This window comes from Bifidobacterium sp. SO4, from assembly GCF_018555355.1.
Taxonomy (GTDB): Bacteria; Actinomycetota; Actinomycetes; order Actinomycetales; family Bifidobacteriaceae; genus Bifidobacterium; species Bifidobacterium miconisargentati.
In genome coordinates this window covers 205239-227221 of the sequence record NZ_JAFEJP010000003.1, presented here as the reverse complement: position 1 = coordinate 227221, position 21983 = coordinate 205239, and the positions used below count along the sequence as shown (strand labels likewise).

The 21983-nt window shown below is 64.8% G+C and carries 11 protein-coding genes and 3 pseudogenes; 10 read left to right on the top strand and 4 right to left on the bottom strand.

Annotation, left to right across the window (positions count from 1 at the left end):
- Positions 1-104 precede the first annotated feature (104 nt).
- On the top strand, positions 105-1418 hold the full coding sequence (locus tag JS536_RS03985) for an extracellular solute-binding protein (RefSeq protein WP_214355838.1): 1314 nt from the start codon (positions 105-107) through the stop codon (positions 1416-1418).
- Between the two features lie 139 nt (positions 1419-1557).
- Here the strand turns inward: JS536_RS03985 and JS536_RS03980 are convergent, their stop codons facing one another.
- On the bottom strand, positions 1558-2343 hold the full coding sequence (locus JS536_RS03980) for a hypothetical protein (protein WP_214355837.1): 786 nt from the start codon (positions 2341-2343) through the stop codon (positions 1558-1560).
- A gap of 51 nt (positions 2344-2394) precedes the next feature.
- Here JS536_RS03980 and JS536_RS03975 point away from each other — a divergent pair, with 51 nt between their 5' ends.
- A complete protein-coding gene (locus tag JS536_RS03975; RefSeq protein ID WP_214355836.1) occupies positions 2395-3108 on the top strand; it encodes a 1-acyl-sn-glycerol-3-phosphate acyltransferase in 714 nt (237 codons plus the stop codon).
- A 265-nt stretch (positions 3109-3373) separates the two neighbouring features.
- Here the strand turns inward: JS536_RS03975 and JS536_RS03970 are convergent, their stop codons facing one another.
- Positions 3374-5671, bottom strand: coding sequence for a PASTA domain-containing protein (locus JS536_RS03970; protein WP_214355835.1), 2298 nt, complete (start codon positions 5669-5671; stop codon positions 3374-3376).
- A gap of 154 nt (positions 5672-5825) precedes the next feature.
- A complete protein-coding gene (locus JS536_RS03965; protein ID WP_214355834.1) occupies positions 5826-6932 on the bottom strand; it encodes a polyprenyl synthetase family protein in 1107 nt (368 codons plus the stop codon).
- 261 nt (positions 6933-7193) lie between these two features.
- On the opposite strand from JS536_RS03965, the gene JS536_RS03960 reads away from it, so the two are divergent.
- From JS536_RS03960 to JS536_RS03950, 3 genes are all read left to right on the top strand, one after another.
- A complete protein-coding gene (locus tag JS536_RS03960) occupies positions 7194-7997 on the top strand; it encodes a DUF4192 domain-containing protein (RefSeq protein WP_240544241.1) in 804 nt (267 codons plus the stop codon).
- Between the two features lie 183 nt (positions 7998-8180).
- The gene (locus JS536_RS03955) at positions 8181-9602 is read left to right on the top strand and encodes an RNA polymerase sigma factor (protein WP_214355833.1); all 1422 of its coding nucleotides are present in this window, start codon (positions 8181-8183) and stop codon (positions 9600-9602) included.
- 67 nt (positions 9603-9669) lie between these two features.
- Positions 9670-12018 (top strand): DNA topoisomerase IV subunit B, encoded by a 2349-nt coding sequence (locus JS536_RS03950; RefSeq protein ID WP_214355832.1) that lies wholly within the window; start codon positions 9670-9672, stop codon positions 12016-12018.
- A 183-nt stretch (positions 12019-12201) separates the two neighbouring features.
- Here JS536_RS03950 and JS536_RS03945 read toward each other — a convergent pair whose 3' ends face one another.
- On the bottom strand, positions 12202-13800 hold the full coding sequence (locus JS536_RS03945) for an alpha/beta hydrolase (RefSeq protein WP_214355831.1): 1599 nt from the start codon (positions 13798-13800) through the stop codon (positions 12202-12204).
- Positions 13801-14208: 408 nt separating this feature from the next.
- On the opposite strand from JS536_RS03945, the gene JS536_RS03940 reads away from it, so the two are divergent.
- The 5 genes and pseudogenes from JS536_RS03940 to JS536_RS12010 form a co-directional block, all read left to right on the top strand.
- Positions 14209-15411 (top strand): MFS transporter, encoded by a 1203-nt coding sequence (locus tag JS536_RS03940; RefSeq protein WP_214355830.1) that lies wholly within the window; start codon positions 14209-14211, stop codon positions 15409-15411.
- 151 nt (positions 15412-15562) lie between these two features.
- Entirely contained in the window at positions 15563-16525 is a 963-nt protein-coding gene (locus JS536_RS03935; RefSeq protein WP_214304199.1) for a ribokinase, read from the top strand.
- Positions 16526-16740: 215 nt separating this feature from the next.
- Positions 16741-18993: pseudogene (locus JS536_RS12020) on the top strand (DEAD/DEAH box helicase); the annotation flags it as partial.
- A gap of 309 nt (positions 18994-19302) precedes the next feature.
- Positions 19303-21159 (top strand): annotated as a pseudogene (locus JS536_RS12015) (ATP-dependent helicase); the annotation flags it as partial.
- A 156-nt stretch (positions 21160-21315) separates the two neighbouring features.
- Positions 21316-21957, top strand: a pseudogene (locus tag JS536_RS12010) (ATP-dependent helicase); the annotation flags it as partial.
- Positions 21958-21983: the final 26 nt, after the last annotated feature.

Here is a 21983-nt window from a genome sequence, read left to right as displayed (position 1 = left end):
TCTGCGTTGCCGTCTCCTCGACGTACCTTCGTACGCCTTCGTCGGCGCGCCTTGATGCCGCACGCATCCATGTTCCCTGCCTCCGTATAGAGGAGAAGTTGACAATGAAGCGTATGTGGAAGAAATACATGGCCGCGCTGATGGCGGCCGTGACCCTGAGCGTCACCGCCGCATGCGGCAGCTCGGTCGGAGCCTCCGACGTGCCGGTCGTACCGGCCGAGGGCGACGTGACCATCCGGCTCAACTGGTGGGGCGGAGACGCCCGCATCAAGGCCACGGAGGAAGCGGTCAAGGGCTTCGAGAAGGAGCATCCGAACATCCATGTGGAGACCGAATACTCCGACTGGACCGGCTACTGGGACAAGCTCGCCGTCCAATCCGCAGGCGGCAACGCACCCGACGTGATGCAGATGGACGAACTCTATCTGGCGTTCTACGGTTCCATGGGCTCCTTGCTTGACCTGGACAAGGCTTCGAAATACCTCGACCTGAACGGCATGGACGCCGCCACGCGCGCGATGGGCAAGGTGGAAGGCAAGCAGGTGGCAGCCCCGGCCACCACCGCACAGTACGGCGTCATCGTCAACAACGACATCCTGGACGAGCTCGGCATCACCCTGCCGGACACCAGCCGATGGACGTGGGACGATTTCGAACGGGTCGCCGAACAGATCACCGAACGTTCGGGCGGCAAATACATCGGCTCCATCGCCCCGAACAACGGATACGGCCTGCAACTGTGGGCACGTCAGCACGGCGACGCCCTGTTCAAGGGCAACGCCATCGCCATCAAGCCGGAGAACCTCGCATCGTTCCTGAACCTGCCGGCGCGGTGGGCGAAGAACGGCATCGAAGGCAGCGCCGAACGATGGAGCGAGAACACCGCCGCGGCATTGAACGACAGCGACTTCGGCAAGGGGACCCAGGCCATGATGATCACGCAGGCCACCATGATCACCCCGTACGCGCAGGCCGCCGGCATGGACAACATGTCCCTGGTGCCGATGCCTCAGACCGAACCGGGTGCCAGGACCATGTACTTCAAGCCCGGCATGTACTGGGCGATCTCCTCGGGATCGCAGCATCCGGCCGAGGCGGCCATGCTGGTCGACTACCTCATCAACGACAAGAACGCCGGTACCATCCTCGGCACCGAACGCGGCATTCCGGCCAACAACGACATCCGCACCATGCTCGCCGGACAGGCCACGGGCACGGACCGCAAGGCATTGGATTTCGTGGACGAGATACGATCCACCGTGGGCAAGGCCCCGGCCGTCACGCCCAACGGCGCCTCGGAACTGGACAAGACCATCGTGCGCTACCAGCAGGACGTGGTCTTCGGCAAGCGCAAGCCGCTGGATGCCGCCAAGGCCATGATCGCCGAACTCCAGGAATCCATCGATTTCAATTCGTGAGTTTCTAAGGGCTCCCTCGTGGGACATTGCCGTGAAGCAAACAGCAAGCAAAGCTGTTTGCAGGCAATGTCCGAGACGACAGTCGAGCCGGCAAAACGCAAACGAAGTTCGTCCGTAATTGCAGGACGAGCCAAGGTATTCACACCCGTGCGCCGTCGTCGAAATAGCCGCCCTTGTCTCCGGGGCGGTTCTTTCGATTAAGCACCTTGACGATGAGCCCGCCCAGACCGAGCATCGTGCAGATGCCGAACGCGATGTTGAGCAGCGCGCTGATCACGGGAATCCCATAGAGCGAGGGAACCAGCACCATCACCACCGTGCCCGCCACGCCGATGACGAGCAACGCCAGCAGCAGCACCGTCGAGGCATGCACTGGGCCGATTTCCGGGTTCGGGGGAGTGAAGCCGCCATCGTCCTGCTCGTTCATCACATCGTCGGTATCCAGCCAGCTGCGGCCGGTGAAATCACGCGGACCCGAACGACCGGCGTCGCCGTCGCCCCACGTGCTGCCGGCGTCCTTCGGATCATTGGGAATCTCATGACGGTTGCGGGACGTGCGCTTGCCGCCGCGCAACCGGTCGCGCAACCCGCCGCCCAACGGCCGGGCGTCATCGGTGAACGTGCCCAGGTCCAGGTCGTTGACGGACAGCAGCGCCTCCTTCTCACGGCGCTGCGCCTGCCTCTTGAACTTTCTGGCCTGACGCGAGGACGCCACATCATTGAGGTCGGCCTCATGCTCGGCCTGGAACGCCGCCCATGCCGCATCGAGATTGCCCAGGTCGGCGGGGGAGGACGTCTGGTCGGACGAAGGCTTGCCGGAGGACTTGCCGGCGGGGGAGCCCGTCGAATCGGCGTTCTTCGCTCCATCATCCGGCGTGGGGACTGTCGGCTCGTCTGCCGCATTGGTATTGTTGAGGTCAGTCATACATACCACTGTAATCTGTCGCCCCAAACCGCGCAGGGAGGGAAACGCCAAGTGCTGTACTGGTTCTTCGTCAAGGTCTTCGGTCCCATCGCCCGTCACCGTCTCGGCCCCACCGCCACCGGTCTCAACAACGTGCCGCGTACGGGCGGTGGCATCATCGCCGCCAACCATCTGGCCGTGATCGACGACGCGCTCATCCCGATCACCTGCCCGCGCATGGTGCACTTCATGGGCAAGGCCGAGTACTTCGAAGGCAAGGGCCTGAAGGGCAAGTTCAAGAAGTGGTGGTTCACATCCGTGGGCGTGTTCCCGGTGGACCGCTCCGGCGGCTCCAAGTCCCTCGGCGCGCTCGAGCACGCACGTGAGATCATCGAGGACGGCCACCTGTTCGGCATCCACATCGAAGGCACGCGCAGCCCCGATGGCCGTATGTACAAGGGACACACCGGCGTGGCGCGTCTGGCGCTGGAAACCGGATGCCCGATTATCCCCACCGCCATCATCGGCACGGACAAGCTGCAGCCCATCGGCACCTCCATCCCGAAGAAGGGCCGCACGCAGGTGATGTACGGCAAGCCCATCGAGGTGCAGAAGAAGGCCGCCGACGAGATCACGCATGAGGATCTGCGCTCGCTGACCGACCGCGTGTCCGCCGCGATTCAGGCCATGAGCGGCCAGGAATACGTGGACGAATACGCCCAGAAGGTCAAGGAACAGCTCAAGGCCGCCAAGGCCGCCGAAGAAGCGGAGGGCAAGGCCGAATAAGAATAGCCGAAGAGGCGCAAAATGGCTCCCCTCGCTGAGGGGAGCTGTCGAACGAAGTGAGACTGAGGGGAGTCGCGGTATAACCCGGTGCTCCCCTCAGTCAGCTTCGCTGACAGCTCGTCCTGCAATTACGGACGAACTTCGTTCGCGTTTTACTGGCTCGACTGTCGTCTCGCATATTGCCTACAAACAGCTCTGCTGTTTGCTTCACGGCACTATCCTCAGCGAGGGGAGCCACTTTTTTGTATTTGCTGTTTGCTCCGATTCACACCACGGTCAGGGTGATGACGGTGGGGGTGCCGTTCTCGTCGCGGATGCGCACGGTCTCGCCGGCCTTGGGGCTCTGGACGCGCACCTCGTGGGTGATGTCGCCCAGCGGCGCGGACTTCTTCACCGTGAAGCCGAGCTTCTCCAGCTGGGCGGCGGCCGCATCGTACTTCATGCCCACCACGTTCGGTAGCACCGTGGTCTCCGGACCCTTGGAGATCACCACATCCACGCTGTCGCCCCACTTGAGCTGAGCGCCGGCCTGCTGCGAGGCGGAGATCACATCGCCCGCGGCCACCTTGTCGTCGTACTGTTCGGTGATGTTGGCGGTGAGTTTCAGCTCGTCGAATGCCGCCTGCATCTCGTCCTTGGTCTTGCCGACGATGTCCGGCATGCTCACCGGCATCGGGCCCTTGCTCAGGGTCACGGTCACCTCGGCATTGTGCTTGGCCGTGGTGCCGGGATCCGGGGAGATGGTCAGCAACGTGCCCTCGGGCTTGTCCAACGAATACTCGTCCTTGGACGAATCATGCTTGATGTTGGTGAACCCGGCCTTCTTCAACGCGGCGAGCGGGCTCTTGCCGTCGTCCGAGTTCGCGTCCGTGATGTCGGTCGGGATGGTGGCCATCCTCACGCCGCGGGAGATCGTGACCGTGAGCTTCTGGTTCTGCCGTTTGCTGATGCGGCTGTTGACGAACGCATCGGAACCGTTCACGGACGTGGCGATGATCTTGCCTTCGGCCACGTCGTCGCTGTACTGCTTCTTGGTCTCATAGGGGATGCCGAGCGCCTTCAGCGTGCTTTCGTACGTGGACCAGTCGGCGCCGGTGAGCGAGCATTGCGACTCGTCCGCCGCGCAGGTCACGTCCTCGGCCTGGGGCACGCTCCAATAGCTGCCGGGACCGGCGAACCACCACCAGCCCGCGGTGGAGCCGATGAGGGAGAGCACCACCAGCACCACGATGGTGACGATGAACGGCGGACGCTTCCACCACGGTTTCCTGGCGGGCGTCGTGCCGTCCGTATGCTTGGCGGCACCGTCCGGATCCTGCGCGCCATCCGTCATGGCGATGGCCTGTGTGAACTGATCGTCGATGGGGGAGAGCACCTGGGTCTCGCCGCCCGGTTGCGGCATGGCCTGCGTCATGCTCGGATCGATGGCCGTGGTGCGCGCCACAGGCGGTGCCGGGGGCGCGGGAATGGCCGGTTGCGGCACGTCGGGCGACGATGCCGGCGCGGTGGCCGTGCCGGAACCTGCATCGACCGGCATCGCGGTGGTCGGCGTCGCCGAGGTCGCGGATGTGCCGGCGGAAGTGACACCGCTACCGGCGGCGGACGGTCGTGCGCCGGGAACGGCCGGCTCGGCCACGGTACCCACTAAAGCCGGGGCGGTGGGATCGGTGTGGTTGCCGTCCGCCGGCTCGGCGTGCAGGCGATACTGCCACGCCTCCAACGGCAGCTGGGCCGCCATCCTGCGCAGCTCCTCCGCGGCGGCCATGCCGTCGGACGGACGCGCATCCACCGCGCGGGCGGTCAGGTGGGAGATGAATGCAGCCACGGCGGGGTCGATGCCGGGGCACACTGTGGCGATGGACGGTACATCCTCATGGACGTGCTTGAAGACGAGGGTCACGGGATTGTCGGAATCGAACGGCACCTTGCCGGCGAGCATCTCCCATGCCATGATGCCCACGGAATACAGGTCGCCCTGCGCGGTGGCCTGGTTCTTCTCGATCATCTCCGGCGCCAGATAGGCGGCCGTGCCGAGCAGCATGCCGGTGGAGCTCAGCGTGGCTTGGCTGGCGGCCTTGGCCAGGCCGAAATCGGTGATCTGCACATGACCGCGGTCGTTGAGCAGGATGTTCTCCGGCTTGATGTCCCGATGTACCACGCCGATGCGATGCGCCGCGGCCAGACCATCCAGCGTCTCGGCCACCACGCGCAGCGTCTCGCGCACGGAGAAGGTGCCCTGCGTGTTCATCTCATGACGCAGGTTCACGCCATGCACGTATTCCATGACCAGGAAATCAAGACCGTTGTATTCGCCGGTGTCGTACACCTGCACCACATGCGGGTTGGCGATGGCGGCGGCCGAATTGGCCTCACGACGGAACCGCTCCACGAACTGGTCGCGGTGGGGGCCCTTGGCGAGCTGCATATGCATGACCTTGATCGCCACGGTGCGCCCCAGACGCTCATCGACGGCTTCGTAGACGGTCGCCATACCGCCCTCGGCGATGTTGCGCACGATGCGGTAGCGTCCCTCGATCATCTGTACGGGCTCGTTCTCACTCATATTGTGCTGCACGGTTCCTTCGGTCACTGCTGAACACCGTTCAGTCTACATGGGCAGGGCTACGCGGGACGATTGCGGTTGCAAAGAATTCACGCGGATTCGGGCGAGGGGGACCGGGCGTGCCCGGGCGACTTCGCCGTGCGGCGGGATGGCGTCAGCGCAGCTGCTCGGGGATGAACCTGGCACAGGCCTCGGCCAGCCGGCGCTCGCGTTCGGCAGCGAGACCCAGCTCGGCGATGGCCTCGCGCGAGGCGAGCCAAAGCGCATGGATGCGTTCGCGCGAACGGTCGATGGCACCGGTGGAACCGAACAATTCGATGGCACGGGCCACCTGCGTCTCGTCTCGACGATCGGCCGAGAACATGGCGATGAGTTCGCCGCGCTCGTCCGCCCCGGCGGCGCCCAACGCATCCGCCAACAGCACCGTACGCTTGCCCTCGCGGATGTCGCCGCCCACCGGCTTGCCGGTATTGCGGCTGGAACCGATGACGTCCAGCAGATCGTCCGCCAGCTGGAAGGCCACGCCAAGCGGACGGCCGATGGCCAGCGCATGACCGCTCGCCTCGTCCGGCCCGTACCCCGCGGCGAGGAAGGCGAACAGCAGCGGCGCGATGGTGGTGTAGCTGGCGGTCTTCCAACGGAACACGTTCAGCGAGGCGTCCGCAAGGGCGCCCGGATCGTCCAGCGGCGTCATCTCGACGCCCAGATCCAGCACCTGCCCGATCTCGACCTCGCGCTGCATGGTGAGGAAGGCCTCGTCGATGGCATCCGTGTTGGCAAGGCCCCGCGAGGCGCGGCGCGCGATTTCGATGCACGCGGTGGCCAGGATGTCGCCGAGCATCAGACCGAGACCGCGGCCGATGACCCCGCTGTGCACGGCCTGTTCGAGCGCACGGTGGGCGGAGGGCTTGCCGCGGCGCAGGTCGGACTCGTCGATGATGTCATCATGCACCAGCGCGGCCGTCTGAAACACCTCGATGGCACAGGCGAGGTCCACCATCGAACGGCGTGCGTCGTCGTCGGTTCCGGAGACGGATGAACCGGGGAGGTCGGTGCGCAGCGCGTCGAACGCGGCGAGCGTAAGCAACGCGCGCAGTCGTTTGCCTCCCTCGCTGGAGGCCACTGCCTGATCGATGACCTGCCCCATCACCGGTCGCAATGCGCCGGCCACTTCGCCGGTGGCGGGCGCGTCCGTCAGTTCGCGCACCAGTTCGGCGATGCGCGGTTCGATGATGGCAAGGTCATGATCGGTTGTCCACATGCCTCTAACTTATCCACAGGGTATGGAGAACACAAGAACCGCCGAAAACCGGGGGAGCGGGAGCTGGAACCACATGCCCAGTTTTTCACGGGTGCCGCGCCCCTCCTCCCGCATAGTGGAGGTCACGCCCATCCGGGCGGGCGGATGCGCGTTTCACCGGCGAATCGCGAACGAATCATCGGCGACCGACCGCATCCGCGTAACCATCCATCGCACATCGCGGCCGCCGAAGGCCGCCATAGTCAAGGAGGACGAACCATCATGCCCACACATGCAGCACGAACACGACGACGGACGCACCCGCCCGAGATACGCGATCCGCACGATCTGCGCGCCTGCGAATGCCCCATGGCGGCGATACGGGAGGAATCGTACGACGACGAATACGACGGGCAGTATCACGGACCATGCGCCGCGGGATTCGTCCTGGAGCACGGCGAAGGCGACGGCATCCCGCCGTTCGACTACGACGAACTGGAGGAACTCGCCCTCCGCTTCCGCGAGGACCGCAGGACGCGCGGCATCCAGGAAGCCAACACCGATTGGGTGTCCGGCCCGCTGGACGAATGGCTCGACGGGCTCGACGGCGACCGGTGCCCGGATCGCGCCACGCTGATGGCCTTTGCGGCAGGCATGCACGAGACGCTGGCGATCCGGGACGCGCTCATCCTCTCGCTCGTGGTGGATGAGCGGCATTGCCCCAAGAGCCAGCTCATGGAATTCGCCGCCAGACCGCACCGGGCGCGCACCAAGAAGGCGATGGGCCGCCTGCTGACCTGGGCGTTCGAGGACGAGGGGCTGGTGCCGGACGAGGACCGATGCCGCATCGGGGTGGACATCCTGCTCGAGATGGCCGTGGCCTCGCCCGTGCCGTACTGCATCCAGCCGCTGGCCGTGGTGTCGTACGTACTGTGGTGGCTCGGGGACCCCAAGGCGGCGGTGTTCGCGCTGCAGTGCCTGCTCTTGGATGAGGATTGTTCGCTCGCGGCGATGATCTTCTCCGCATCCGATCGGGGCATCGCGCCCGCATGGTGCAAGGCGCGAACCCTTGCCGCAGGCCGTTAGGAACGTTCCGAACGGCCCGCGGAGGGCGTGAACGCGCGGCGGGGATAACACGTCGTGAAACGTGTCGGTGGGAATAATCGTCCGTGGAAGGTGGTTTACTCACATAGTTGACGATTTGCCCTTGCCAGAAGTGTGCCCATGTGGTATATGCGCTTCACGGCGAGAGATCAGGAGGAGCAAGTTTTGGCCACGAAGGAAACGACGGCAACCAAGCAGGCAACCGAATCCAGCGAAGATACCGGAAAGAAGGCCAGCTCCAAGACCGCCGCGCGCAAGCCCTCCACCAGGAGGAAGTCCACCAAGACCGAGGCCGCCAACGGCCCGGCCAAGAAGACCGCGCGCAAGTCCGCCGCCAAGAAGGCGAAGGACGAGGACATCATCAAGGACGAGGACACCCAGGCCGACGACGAGCTTGACGCCGACGCCGACGTGGATGACGCCGACCTTGACGTGGACGATCTGGACGAGGATCTGGACGACGTTGACGCCGATGACGACGACCTCGATGAGGACGGCGACGACGCGGACGAGGATCTTGAGGACGAGGAAGACGAGGACGAAGAGGAGTCCCAGCCCAAGACCCCCGAGGCACCCAAGGAAAAGGGTGCCTACGTGGTCTCCGACACGGACGACGATGACGAGAACATCATCCCCGCGGGCAACCCGAAGCGCCGTGTGATCGCCGCCGGCGCCACGGCCGACCCGGTCAAGGACTACCTGAAGCAGATCGGCCGCGTGAGCCTGCTGAACGCCGAGCAGGAGGTGGACCTCTCCGAACGCATCGAGGCCGGCCTGTACGCCCAGCACCTGCTGGACACCCAGTCCGAGGGCATGGAGTTCAAGCGCAAGCGCGAGCTCAAGTGGGCCGCCGCCGACGGCAAGAAGGCCAAGGACCACCTGCTGGAGGCCAACCTGCGACTCGTGGTCTCCCTCGCCAAGCGCTACACCGGCCGTGGCATGCTGTTCCTCGATCTGATTCAGGAAGGCAACCTGGGCCTCATCCGCGCCGTCGAGAAGTTCGACTGGAAGAAGGGCTTCAAGTTCTCCACCTACGCCACCTGGTGGATTCGCCAGGCCATCACCCGAGCCATGGCCGACCAGGCCCGCACCATCCGCGTGCCCGTGCACATGGTGGAGGTCATCAACAAGCTTTCCCGCGTCCAGCGCCAGATGCTGCAGGATCTCGGCCGCGAACCCACGCCGGACGAGCTGGCGCGCGAGCTCGACATGCCGGTCGAGAAGGTGCAGGAAGTGCAGAAGTACGGCCGCGAGCCGATCTCCCTGCACACCCCGCTCGGCGAGGACGGCGATTCCGAGTTCGGCGACCTCATCGAGGACACCGACGCCATCGCCCCGTCCGACGCGGTCGCCTTCTCCCTGCTGCAGGAGCAGTTCAAGCAGGTGCTGGAGACCCTGTCGCCGCGTGAGGCCGGCGTCATCAAGATGCGTTACGGCCTTGAGGACGGCCAGCCCAAGACCCTGGACGACATCGGCCGCGTGTACGGCGTGACCCGTGAGCGCATCCGTCAGATCGAATCCAAGACCATGTCCAAGCTGCGCCACCCGTCCCGTTCGCAGACGCTGCGCGACTTCCTGGATCAGTGACCGTGAGCTGTGGCTTCCCCTTCGGCGGGAAGCCACAGCCATATAGAACTCAGAAACAAAAGGACCTATGGCCACAGAAGAATACGGCGCGAAGGATCTTGCCGTCCTCGAAGGCCTCGACGCGGTACGCAAGCGTCCTGGCATGTACATCGGCACCACCGACTCGCAGGGCCTCATGCACTGCCTGTGGGAGATCATCGACAACTCGGTCGATGAGGCTTTGGCGGGCTTCTGCACGGACATCACCGTCACCCTGCACACCGACGGCTCGGTGGAAGTGGCGGACAACGGCCGCGGCATCCCGGTGGACAAGGAGCCGAAGACCGGCCTGTCCGGCGTGGAGGTGGTGCTCACCAAGCTGCACGCCGGAGCCAAGTTCGGCAACTCGTCCTACAACGCGGTCGGCGGCCTGCACGGCGTGGGATCCTCGGTGGTCAACGCCCTGAGCTCGCGACTCGACGTCGAAGTGGACCGCGACGGCAAGACCCACCACATGGCCTTCCACCAGGGTCATCCCGGCGTCTACACGGACGCCGACCCGGCCAACCCGTCGCCGGATTCGCCGTTCAAGCGCACCCGCAAGAACCGGCCCACCGAACTGGAGATCACCGGCAAGGTCTCCCCGAAGACCACCGGCACGCGCATCCGCTACTGGGCCGATCCCGAGATCTTCAACAAGACCGCCGAATTCTCCTACGAGCAGCTCGTGGACCGCGTGCGCCAGACCAGCTTCCTGGTGCCCGGTCTGAAGATCACCATCGTGGACGAGAACGTGCCGGAGACGGCCGCGGCCGAGTCTGCGGGCAATGCAGGTACGACGACGCCCGCTGCCGTGGACGACGGTACGGATGCCGCGGCGGCCGCGTTCGGCGGCGTTGCCGAAACCGATGATGCGGCCGGCGATATCGAAGCCGATACCATCGAAAACGATGCCGCCGAGAACGGCATCGCCGAAAACGGCGACGAGGACTTCTCCTTCGGCCCGGTCGGCGAGGTCGCGGACGGTGCGTTCGGCGAACAGCCGGCGCATCCGCGCGTCGTGGAATTCCGCCACACCGGCGGCGTGAAGGACTTCGTCGATTTCCTGTCCAAGGGCGAACCCATCTCGGACATCTGGCGCATCCAGGGCGAGGGCACCTACAAGGAGGAGACCCAGGCCGTGGGCGAGGGCGGCGAACTGCACGCCCAGGAGATCGAACGCACCTGCGGCATCGACATCGCCCTGCGATGGGTCAACGGCTACGACACCACCATCCGCAGCTTCGTGAACATCGTGGAGACACCCGGCGGCGGCACGCACGTGGACGGCTTCATGAACGCCATCACCAAGCAGATCCGCAAGGCCGTGGAGGACAACGCCCGCAAGCTCAAGGTAAACCTTAAGGACAACGCCATGAGGGTCGAGCGCGACGACATCCAGGCCGGTCTCGTGGCCGTGGTGACCGCCCGCGTGGCCGAACCGCAGTTCCAGGGCCAGACCAAGGACGTGCTCGGCACCGCGCAGGTCAAGCCGATCGTCACCAGGCTCACGGACAAGCAGTTCGGCGAGATGATCACCGGCTCCAAGCGCGGCTACAAGGAGCAGTCCGGCCGCGTGCTGGAGAAGATCGTTGGCGAGATGCACGCCCGCATCCAGTCGCGCAAGGCCAAGGAGGTCACGCGCCGCAAGAACGCGCTCGAATCCGCCTCGATGCCGGCCAAGCTGTCCGATTGCCAGCCCGGCAACGACGACATCGCCGAACTGTTCATCGTGGAGGGCGACTCCGCACTCGGCACCGCCAAAGCCGCGCGCAATGCCGGCTTCCAGGCGCTGCTGCCGATCCGAGGCAAGATCCTCAACGTGCAGAAGGCCTCCATCACGCAGATGCTGTCCAACAAGGAGTGCGCGGCCATCATCCAGGTGGTGGGCGCCGGCTCCGGCCAGAGTTTCGACATCGAACAGTCGCGCTACCACAAGATCATCATGATGACCGATGCCGATGTGGACGGCGCGCACATCCGCATCCTGCTGCTCACGCTGTTCTACCGGTACATGCGCCCGCTCATCGAGCACGGGTACGTGTACGCGGCCGTGCCGCCGCTGCACCGCATCGCGCTGACCGGTTCGCACAAGGGCGAATACCTGTACACGTATTCGGACGACGAACTGGCCACCAAGCTCGCGGACCTCGACCGCAGGCACATCGGCTACGCGGACGACATCCAGCGGTACAAGGGTCTGGGCGAGATGGACGCCGACCAGCTGGCGGATACCACCATGGACCCGCGCACGCGCATGCTGCGCCGCATCCGCATGGAGGATGCCGCCCAGGCCTCCGAGATCTTCAGCCTGCTCATGGGCGACGACGTGCCGCCGCGCAAGCAGTTCATCGTGGACAACGCGGACGACTTCGACCGCTCCAAGATCGATACGTGATATCCGCAGTGCGAAGGAATCGGGCCGTGCATGAGCGCGGCCCGATTTGTTAGGCTCTGTTAACCAAGATTGACATTGGCTCTTATATTCTCGGCTCCCCTTGTCAGGGGAGCTGTCGGCGAAGCCGACTGAGGGGTAGTCGGACATGGATTCATGTCAATCTTGGTTTAACAGAGCCATTTGTTACCCGCACGTCACATCGCCGCTCGGCACCTTGCCGTCGGTGAGGAAATCGTCCACGGTCTCGGCCACGCAGGAATTCGTGTACGTGTAGGCGGTGTGCCCCTCGCCCTTGTAGGTCAGCAGCACGCCGGATTGAAGCAGTTTCGCCAGATTCACCGCCGACTGGTACGGTGTCGCGGGATCGCCCGTGGTGCCCACCACGAGGATCGGGGAGGCGCCGGGAGCGGAGTAGTCGAGCTTCTCGATTCCCGAACGGTCCTGCTTCAGGGCCTCGCACCCGATGTTCCCGTACGTCATGAACCGGCCGAACGTGGGCGCCTTCTCGTCCAGCTCTTTGGCGATCCGCGCCTGCTCGGCCATATCCGACGTGGGCGGGTCGTCCAGGCAGTTGACGGCCAGATTGGCCTCCATCGAATTGTCGGTGTACTTGCCGTTCTCCGACCGTCCCAGATACGTGTCCGCGAGGAACAGCAGGGTATCCGCCTTGCCGGTGTCCTTGAGCTCCTTGAACGCCTGGGTCAGGTACGTCCAATTGTCCTCGGAGTAGAGCGGCATGATGACGCCGTACATCATCGTGATGCTGTTCACCTTCTTTCCGTCCGATGTGGGCCAGGGGCTCATATCCGCCTTCGCAAGCCACGATTGGATCTCCTTGGTCGCCTGGTCCGTGTCCATGCCCTTGAACGGACAGGAATCGTCGTTCCCGATGCAGTCGGTGAGGTAGGAGGCGAGCGCCTTCTCGAATCCCACGGCCTGCTCGATGGTGGAGGTGGCCGAGTCCTCGGTGGGGTTGATGGCGCCGTCGAGCACGAGCCGGCCCGTCTGCTTGGGGAACAGAGCCGCATAGGTGGAGCCGATGTACGTGCCGTATGAGAACCCGAGGTAGTCGAGTTTGGACCGGCCCGCCAGGGCGCGCAGCATGTCGAGGTCTCGGGCCACCGACTGCGTGTCCACATGGTCGATGATGTCGCCGCTCGATGTGCGGCAGGCGTCGGCGAACCGTTGCGCGATCGCGTGGCTCTGGTCGATGTTGTCCGCGGTGATCGGGTCGGCGAGGAAGTAGTCGTCCAGCAACGTCGTATCGGTGCCGCAGGTGATGGGGGTGGAGTCGGCCACGCCGCGCGGGTCGAAGCCGATGATGTCGTAATGTTCGCGCAGATCGTCGGTGGCCGTGTATTCGACGAAGTCGTTCAGCCAGTCCGCGCCCGAGGCGCCGGGGCCGCCCGGATTGACGAACAGGGTGCCGGTCGCGTAGTCCTCGGCGAAACGGATGGCGGCGTGCAGTTCGATGGGCTTCGAGTCCGGATCGGACCAGTCGGACGGCGCCTGGAACGTGGCGCAGCCGTCGCCCTGATCGCAGGATTTCCACACGTACTGCTGCGTGTAGTACTTGTCGAACGCGGCGCTTACGGAATCGGGGCGGGCCGCTGGTTCCGGCGGCGGCGTGGCGCTGTGCACGGTGTAGCCGTCAGTGGTGGAACCGTATTCGCCGGCCGAACGGATGAGCTGCGCCACGCCTTTGGCGATGCCGAAGATGATGGCGATGTTGAGCGCGACAGCCACCAGCAGCGCGATCGTGATGACCAGCCATGTGGGCATCCTCCTGCGTGGTCGGTTCGGCGGCATCCCCTGCATCGGCGGCAGCTGCGGGCCATAGCCCGGGGGAGTGCCGTACGGGGTGCCCGGCCGGGCCTGGTACCGTTGCCGGGGCCGCGCAGGCCGCCCTGGATCATATGGGGAATATTGCGGCTGCTGTGGGGTGCTCATACATCCAGTCTAGCCTTGCGATCGGGATTGCCTTGGTTCCCGGAGTGATCGTACCTGACGTGAGCGCGCTTAAGGGCGGCCGTGGAATGGGCCGGATTATCACGGGGGTGCGCACTCGCCAAGGGGGATATGTACGTTCGTCCGCGTGTTGCTAATGACCGTTTGGTAATCTGGTGACATCGTTATCACAACGTCGTTTGCGATTGTCTGCATCACCGTCGGAATCGGAGGGATCGAACCATGGCCAGTCTGCTGCTTGCCGTGATCTACGTGGCGTTCATCAGTTTGGGATTGCCTGACGCCTTGCTCGGCGCGGCATGGCCCACCATGAGCCAGGACCTGTCCGTGCCGGTCTCCTGGGCGGGCGGCATCTCCGCGGTGATCTCCATGTTCACCATCGTTTCGGCCTTGCTGTCCGACCGTATGACCCTGCGGTTCGGCGCGGGCCGCGTCACGGCTGTTTCGGTGGCGCTGACCGCCATGGCGCTGGCCGGATTCTCCGTGGCCCCGAACTACTGGGTGCTGATCCTCATCGCCGTGCCCTACGGCCTCGGCGCGGGCGGCGTGGACGCGGCGCTCAACAACTATGTGGCCGTGCACTACGAAAGCCGCCACATGAGCTGGCTGCACTGCATGTGGGGCGTCGGCGCCTCCATCGGCCCCTACATCATGGGCTTCGCGCTCTCGGGTGGTCAGGGCTGGCCGTGGGGCTACCGGTACATCGCCATCCTGCAGGTGATTCTGACCGTGGTCCTGGTGCTGAGCCTGCCGCTGTGGAAGTCCCGCAAACGCACGGCTGCGGAGGCCACGACCGATGAGACGAAGGGGGCTGGTACGGGGGATGCCGCCGGAGCCGAACGCAAGCCCCTGGGCGTGGCTGGCGTGCTCGCCATCCGCGGCGCCAAGGAGATCCTCATCATGTTCTTCTGCTACTGCGCCATCGAAACCACCGCGGGTCTGTGGGCCTCGAGCTACATGGTGCTCCACGGCGGCGTGGACAAGATCACCGCCGCCAGCTGGGCCAGCCTGTTCTACGTGGGCATCACCGTGGGACGCGCGCTCTCCGGATTCCTGACCATGAAACTCGCCGATCCGGCGATGATCCGACTCGGCCAGGTGCTGGTGCTCGCCGGCATCGTCACCATGCTCATCCCGCTGCCACACCACCTCGGCATCGTGGTCGGTCTGGTGGTGGTGGGACTCGGCTGCGCGCCGATCTACCCGTGCGTCATCCACTCCACGCCCACATACTTCGGCGAGGAGAACTCGCAAGCCATCGTGGGCGTGCAGATGGCCTGCGCCTACATGGGTTCGCTGGTCATGCCGCCCGTGTTCGGCCTCATCGCGCAGTACGTCACCATCGCGCTCTACCCGTGGTACCTGCTGCTGTTCCTCGTGCTCATGACGGTCATGCACGAGCGGCTGCGCAAGCTGCGCGGCTGATTCCCCGCGTGCGTCTCCGGCCGACCTTCAGCAGGCTTTCGACCGATTTCGCGGACCGGTCGAAAGCCTTGGAATTCCAAGCGGATTCGGCCTTTGGCCCATCCGCCGACTATGCTGGGCAACCATGGAGAACAGTGAAGAGCATGAACAGATGCCCGAACCGGTGCGCGATCGATTGGAAGCACTGAAGAAGGCAACCGGTTCCGTGATCGTGGTCGGATCCATGAACGCCGACTACACCGTGACCACCAAACGACTGCCCGGTCCGGGCGAAACCGTCAACGGCGGCGCACTGAAGGTGCTGCCCGGCGGCAAGGGCGCCAACCAGGCTTCCGCCGCCGCAAGGCTCGGCGCGAACGTCCAGCTTCTGGGCGCGGTGGGCGATGACGCGAACGCGGACTTCCTGCTGAGCAAGCTGGACGAGGCCGGCGTGGACACGGCGGACATCCTGCATGTGGAAGGCCCCAGTGGCACCACGCTCATCACCGTCAGCGCCGAAGGCGAGAACACCATCGTCTACTCGCCCGGCTCGAACGCCAAGGCCTCCGCGGGCTACGTGCAGTCCCACCGCACCACCATCGCCGAATGCTCGGTGCTGGGCCTGTGCCTCGAAAGCCCGATCTCGACCGTCATCGCCGCCGCGCAGACCGCGCACGACGCCGGCGTGACCGTGCTGCTCAACGATTCGCCGTTCATGGACGAACTGCCGCACGAACTGGTCGAGGCCACGGACATCCTGCTCGTCAACCAGCATGAGGTGGCCCAACTGCTCGGCCTGCCGGACGAGAACGTCGACGAATTCGACTGGTACGAGATCGTCTCCCGGTTCGCCGACTACGGTTTCGGCCGCGCCATCGTGACGCTCGGCGCCTCCGGATCCATCGTGATCGAGGACGGCCGCTGGCACCGCGTCTCCGCCGTGCAGGTGGACGCCGTGGACACCACCGGCTGCGGCGACTCGTTCATGGGCACCGTGCTCGCCAGCCTCGCCGCCGGATACACGCTGTTGCAGTCCGCGCAGATCGGCTCCTACGTTTCCGCGTACGCCGCCACCAAGCTCGGCGCGCAGTCCGCGTACGGCACCGCCGATGAGGTCATCGCCTACTTCAGCTGAGTCGGTTGCTTTCCGAGATGCTATTGCATCTTGCCCTGATATAGCTTTCTTGGCTCCCCTTGTCAGGGGAGCTGTCGGCGAAGCCGACTGAGGGGTAGTCCGACAGGATTCATATCAAGATTGTTTTGACAGAGCTTTTCTGTCAGTGTTGTGGCTCTGACTTCTGATGGGAAGTCGGAGCCGTGTTGTTTGCACCCTTTGATACAATCGAACATATGTACGAAAGTCTGCGTCTGTTCGCCGAACCCACCCGCACGTGGTTCGAGCACGCCTTCGGCGAGCCCACCGAAGTGCAGACACAGGCCTGGCCGGCAATCCGCTCCGGCGGCAACGTGCTCGTCATCGCACCCACCGGCTCCGGCAAGACGCTCGCGGCGTTCCTCTCCGCCATCGACCGTCTGATGACCGCACCGCAGCCGGAGCGTAGCCGCAAAGGCGTAAGGGTGCTGTACATCTCGCCGTTGAAGGCCCTGGCCGTGGACGTGGCCAAGAACCTCGAACGGCCATTGGCGGGTATCGCCGCGGAATGCGGGGCGAGAGGGCTCGCGGCCCCGAACATCACCATCGCCACCCGGTCGGGGGATACCACCGCGCAGGAGCGGCGGCGCATCGCCTCGCATCCGCCGGACATCCTCGTCACCACACCGGAGTCGCTGTACCTGCTGCTCACCTCGAAGGCCGGGCGAATCCTCTCCACCGTGGACACGGTCATCGTGGACGAAATCCACGCCGTTGCGGGCACGAAGCGTGGCGCGCATCTGGCGCTGAGCCTCGAACGTCTGGAGGCACTGATCGCCGAAGCCCATCGGAAGACCTCTGTGGACCAGGAGGAAGCGGGGGATACCACCGACTTCCATCTGCAGCGCATCGGCCTGTCCGCCACGGTGAATCCGCCCGAGGAGGCCGCCCGCTTCCTGGGCGGAGGCCGGCCCGTCACCATCGTCAATCCGGGAGGACGTCCGGCGATGGACCTGCGCATGGTCGAACCATTGGAGAACATGCGCGATCTGCAATCCGTCAACGTCAAACAACGTGCGGGCGGAACGGACGCCGAGTCGCGTGCCCTGCCGCATATCAGCGGCGTCACCCCGGCCATGCAACGGCTCGCCGAGCGCAAGGGCATCGTGCCCTCCGGCGATCGATCTGATACGGACACGACCGTCAAGGCCGGTTGCCTCGGGGATTCGTCTCCGGATTCCGCCGATGTGCCTGCACATGGAATCATCGATGATGGCGATTCCTCCGCGATTGTCGGTGCACGCGGCGACCGTACGTCGGGCTCCATCTGGCCCGTGGTGGAACGCAACATACTGGACGAGATCCTGGCCCACCACACCACGCTGGTATTCGTGAATTCACGCGGTGTGGCCGAGAAACTCACCGCACGGTTGAACGACATGTACGCCGAAAGCGTGCATGGGAACATGGGGGAGCGGACGGCGGACAACGATGCGAAAGATTCCGTCGGTGATGCGTGGGGCATTGCCTCTCCCGAAGGTCGAGAGGGATTCGCCGCGCATTACGACGCCGTGGTGGGATCCACCACCATGCTGGTCGGCTCCCATACGGGCGACGACGTCATCGCCATGGCGCATCACGGTTCGGTCTCCAAGGATCGTCGCAAGATGATCGAGGAACGGCTCAAACGTGGCGAACTGCGCTGCGTGGTGGCCACATCCAGCCTCGAACTCGGCATCGATATGGGGTCGGTCGATCTGGTGATCCAAGTGGATACGCCGTTGTCCGTGTCCTCCGGATTGCAGCGCGTGGGACGTGCCGACCATCAGGTGGGCGGCGTCTCGCACGCCCTGTTCTACCCATTGACCCGAATGCAGATCGTCACCGGCGCGGCAAGCCTGGAATCGATGATCGCCGGGGACATCGAACCGCTCGCCATCCCGCGCAACCCATTGGACATCCTGGCCCAGCAGACCGTGGCGGCCGCGTCCATGCACAACCTCGACGCGGACGAATGGTATGCCACCGTCCGCCGTTCAGCGCCATTCGCCGCACTGCCGCGCGACATGTTCGACGCGGTGATCGGCATGATGTCCGGCGCGTACAACACCGAGGACTTCTCCGCGTTCCGTCCGCGGCTCATGTGGGATCGTCAGGAGGACGTCATCTCCGCGCGTCCCGGTGCGCAGAAGATCGCGGTGACCTCCGGTGGCACGATTCCCGACCGCGGTCTGTACACCGTGGTGCTCCCCGAAGCCGACGCCGGCAAAGGGCAGCGGCGCGTGGGCGAACTGGACGAGGAGATGGTCTACGAGTCGCGCGTGGGGGATGTGATCACGCTCGGCACCTCCACCTGGCAGATCCAGGAGATCACCCGCGACCGCGTGGTGGTGACCCCGGCCCCCGGCCGTACCGCGCGGCTGCCCTTCTGGCATGGCGAAGGCGCCGGCCGTGACTACGGTTTCAGCCGCACCATCGGTCGTTTCCTGAGAGAGACCACCGCGGGACTTGTTCCCGTCTCCGGCTCCTCGGAAACTGTGCACTCATCGGTTCGTTCCTCTTTTGTTTTCCCTCTGGAGGACCGAGCCGTGGAGTCGTCCACTCCTTCTTCATCTGGCTCCCCGCGGGAGGGCCGAGCCGTGGAGTCGTCCACTCCTTCTTCATCTGGCTCCCCGCGGGAGGGCCGAGCCGTGAAGCCATCGGTCCATTGGACTGATGGTAGGCAAGGGCGAGACGATAGTCGAGCCAGGAATGTGCAGGCGCAGTCTGTCGATATTCGCCGGACGGCGACTGGGGGGAGGTTTACTGGCTTCACCGCAACGATCGAACGTCGCCTCCGTCACGATGGCCTCGACGACAACGCCATCGCCAATCTTGCCCACCTTCTCTCCGAACAGCAGGCCGCCACCGGCGTGGTGCCGGATGACCGCACCCTCGTGGTGGAACGCACCAAGGATGAGGACGGCGGCTGGCGCATCGTGCTCCTGAGCCCCTTCGGCCGCCGCGTGCACGAGCCGTGGGCCATGGCCATCAGCCGCAGACTCAACACCCGATACGGTTTCGACGGACAGGCCTACGCCGCTGACGATGGCATCGTGATTCAGCTGCCGGACGGCGAAGGCCATATCCCTGCCGCCGACCTGTTCCTCTTCGACCCCGAGGACCTCAAGGCGGACGTGGAACGGCAAGTCGGCGAATCCGTACTGTTCGCCGCGCGGTTCCGCGAATGCGCCGCACGATCCCTGTTCATGCCGCGCTCCGACCCCGGCCGCCGAGTGCCCCTCTGGCAGCAGCGACTGCGTGCCGCGCAACTGTTGCAGTCCGCCCGCACGGCCAGGAACTTCCCATTGCTGCTGGAAACCGCGCGAGAATGCCTCCAGGACGTCTATGACATGCCCGCCCTGAACGAGGTGATGACCGGGCTGGAAGCCGGAACCATCGCGGTCACGGACGTGGAGGCCGAATCGCCTTCGCCGTTCGCCGAGAACATCCTCTTCGGATTCGTGGGCGCGGTCATGTACCAGTACGACCAGCCGCAGGCCGAACGCAGCGCGCAGCTGCTTTCACTCGACCCGCAGGTGCTCGAACGATTGCTCGGCACCACGGACATGGCCCAGGTGCTGGATCCCGATGTCATCCGCGACGTCGAACGGGAACTGGGGGAGCGTACCTTCTGGAACGAACTCGCCTCCGACGACGTGACCGGCCGTGTGACCCGATACGCCAAAAACCATGGTCCCTTCACCGCCGAACGGCTCATCGCGGACCTTGGCATCAACGTCACGGACGCCGTGCACACTCTGGATACGCTTGCCGCACAAGGCGAACTGCTTCACGGCCATTTCATCGATGCCGTCGAATCCGCTGATGGGAGGTCCGGTGAACAGTCCGGTGAACAGTGGCTGCACAAGGACGTGTTCCGGCGCATCCGCTCGCGCTCGCTGGCCAAGGCCCGCAAGGCCGTCAAACCGGTGGAACCGAACGCCTACCAGATGTTCCTGCTCGATCGACAGGGCGTGGGGCCGGTCGGCGGAGAACGGTACGAGGGCGCGGACGGTCTCATGCGCGTCATCGAACAACTGGAAGGCGTGGCGTTGCCGGCAGCACTCTGGGAATCGGCCGTATTCCCGGCCCGCGTGCGCGACTACCAGCCCGCGTTGCTGGACGAATTGCTCACCTCGGGCGACGTGATATGGGTCGGGTCCAAAACAGGGGCCACCGGTGCGCTGGAGGCCGGGGAAGTGGCATTCCATCCTGTCGATTCGGTGTTGGTCGCCGAGGCGGATGATGCGGCCAACGGCCCGGCATCCCCGATGCCTTCCACCACCATGCCCGAGGCGATTCTCACTGCCTTGCAATCCGGCGGCGCATTCCATGCACGTCAGCTCATGGATGCGGCTAAACGCATCTGGAACGAGACCGCCGAACCGGACATCAACCCGGACACGGGAGAGATCATCCCGCAGGAGTGGAGCGAGCGGCAGTTCAAGGACGCCCTCTGGAGCCTGGTCTGGCAAGGCAAGGTCACCAACTCCGGTTTCGCACCCGTTCGTTCGTTGGTGATGGCGGGGCAAGGGGGCCGCCGGAAAACCACGGTCTCCCGCAGACGCGGACGAGTAGCGCCGATTCGTCGCGCAACCACAGATACGGCGTTATCTGGTCTGTGGTCACTGGTGGCTGCGGATACCGGCGGTGCCGTCTACGACGTTGATGGCGTGGGCGGTACCGATACGTATGCCGGCAACGAATCGCATGGCATCGAGCGTGACGGCGCTGATACGAAACGTGACGTTGCCGGACCTGAGTCACCGATAACCGTGCAATCGGTACGCGCACAAGCACAAGCGGAAGCGCAAACCGAACGTGCCCTGACTTTGGTCGAGGTATTGCTGGACCGTTACGGCATCATCGCCCAGCCGCTGATCGACCGGGCGGGCGTGCCGGGAGGCTATTCGGCGCTGTATCCCGTACTCAAGCGCATGGAGGAACACGGCAGGCTGGTCCGCGGCATGTTCGTGCGTGGATTCGGCGCGGCCCAATTCGCCGAGCGTGAGACCGTGGACGCCCTGCGTCATCCGTTGGAGCATCACGGCCGATCGGCCGTGGCATTGAGCGTGCTCGACCCGGCGAATCTCTTCGGTTCGGCGATTGACTGGCCATCGGTTCCGGGCGGTGCCACCAAACCGGTCAGACGCGCCGGGGCCTTGGTGGTGTTGGATGCTCAAGGCCCGGTGATGTACGCGGCCGTCAAATCCAAGCATCTGACTGTGTTCGATCATTCGTCTTCCGACGACATGGACGGGTCCCTGCGCAAGGCCGCCGCTGAACTGGCCTATGCGTTGAAACGCGACGGTGCCGGCTCGGTCACCTTCTCCGACATGAACGGAGAACCCCTGAACGCCCGGCACCCCTTCGCCCGCATCCTCCATCAAGCCGGCTTCGTCCCCGTTCCCCAGGGCATGCGCCTGTACTGACGTCGTCGCATAAAACAAAGCCAACC

Bases quoted from the DNA above. Each gene is read 5' to 3' on its own strand.
- JS536_RS03985 (WP_214355838.1), top strand. From the start codon at position 105: ATGAAGCGTATGTGGAAGAAATACATGGCCGCGCTGATGGCGGCCGTG.
- JS536_RS03980 (WP_214355837.1), bottom strand. From the start codon at position 2,343: ATGACTGACCTCAACAATACCAATGCGGCAGACGAGCCGACAGTCCCC.
- JS536_RS03970 (WP_214355835.1), bottom strand. From the start codon at position 5,671: ATGAGTGAGAACGAGCCCGTACAGATGATCGAGGGACGCTACCGCATC.
- JS536_RS03965 (WP_214355834.1), bottom strand. From the start codon at position 6,932: ATGTGGACAACCGATCATGACCTTGCCATCATCGAACCGCGCATCGCC.
- JS536_RS03960 (WP_240544241.1), top strand. From the start codon at position 7,194: ATGCCCACACATGCAGCACGAACACGACGACGGACGCACCCGCCCGAG.
- JS536_RS03950 (WP_214355832.1), top strand. From the start codon at position 9,670: ATGGCCACAGAAGAATACGGCGCGAAGGATCTTGCCGTCCTCGAAGGC.
- JS536_RS03945 (WP_214355831.1), bottom strand. From the start codon at position 13,800: ATGCCCACATGGCTGGTCATCACGATCGCGCTGCTGGTGGCTGTCGCG.
- JS536_RS03940 (WP_214355830.1), top strand. From the start codon at position 14,209: ATGGCCAGTCTGCTGCTTGCCGTGATCTACGTGGCGTTCATCAGTTTG.
- JS536_RS03935 (WP_214304199.1), top strand. From the start codon at position 15,563: ATGCCCGAACCGGTGCGCGATCGATTGGAAGCACTGAAGAAGGCAACC.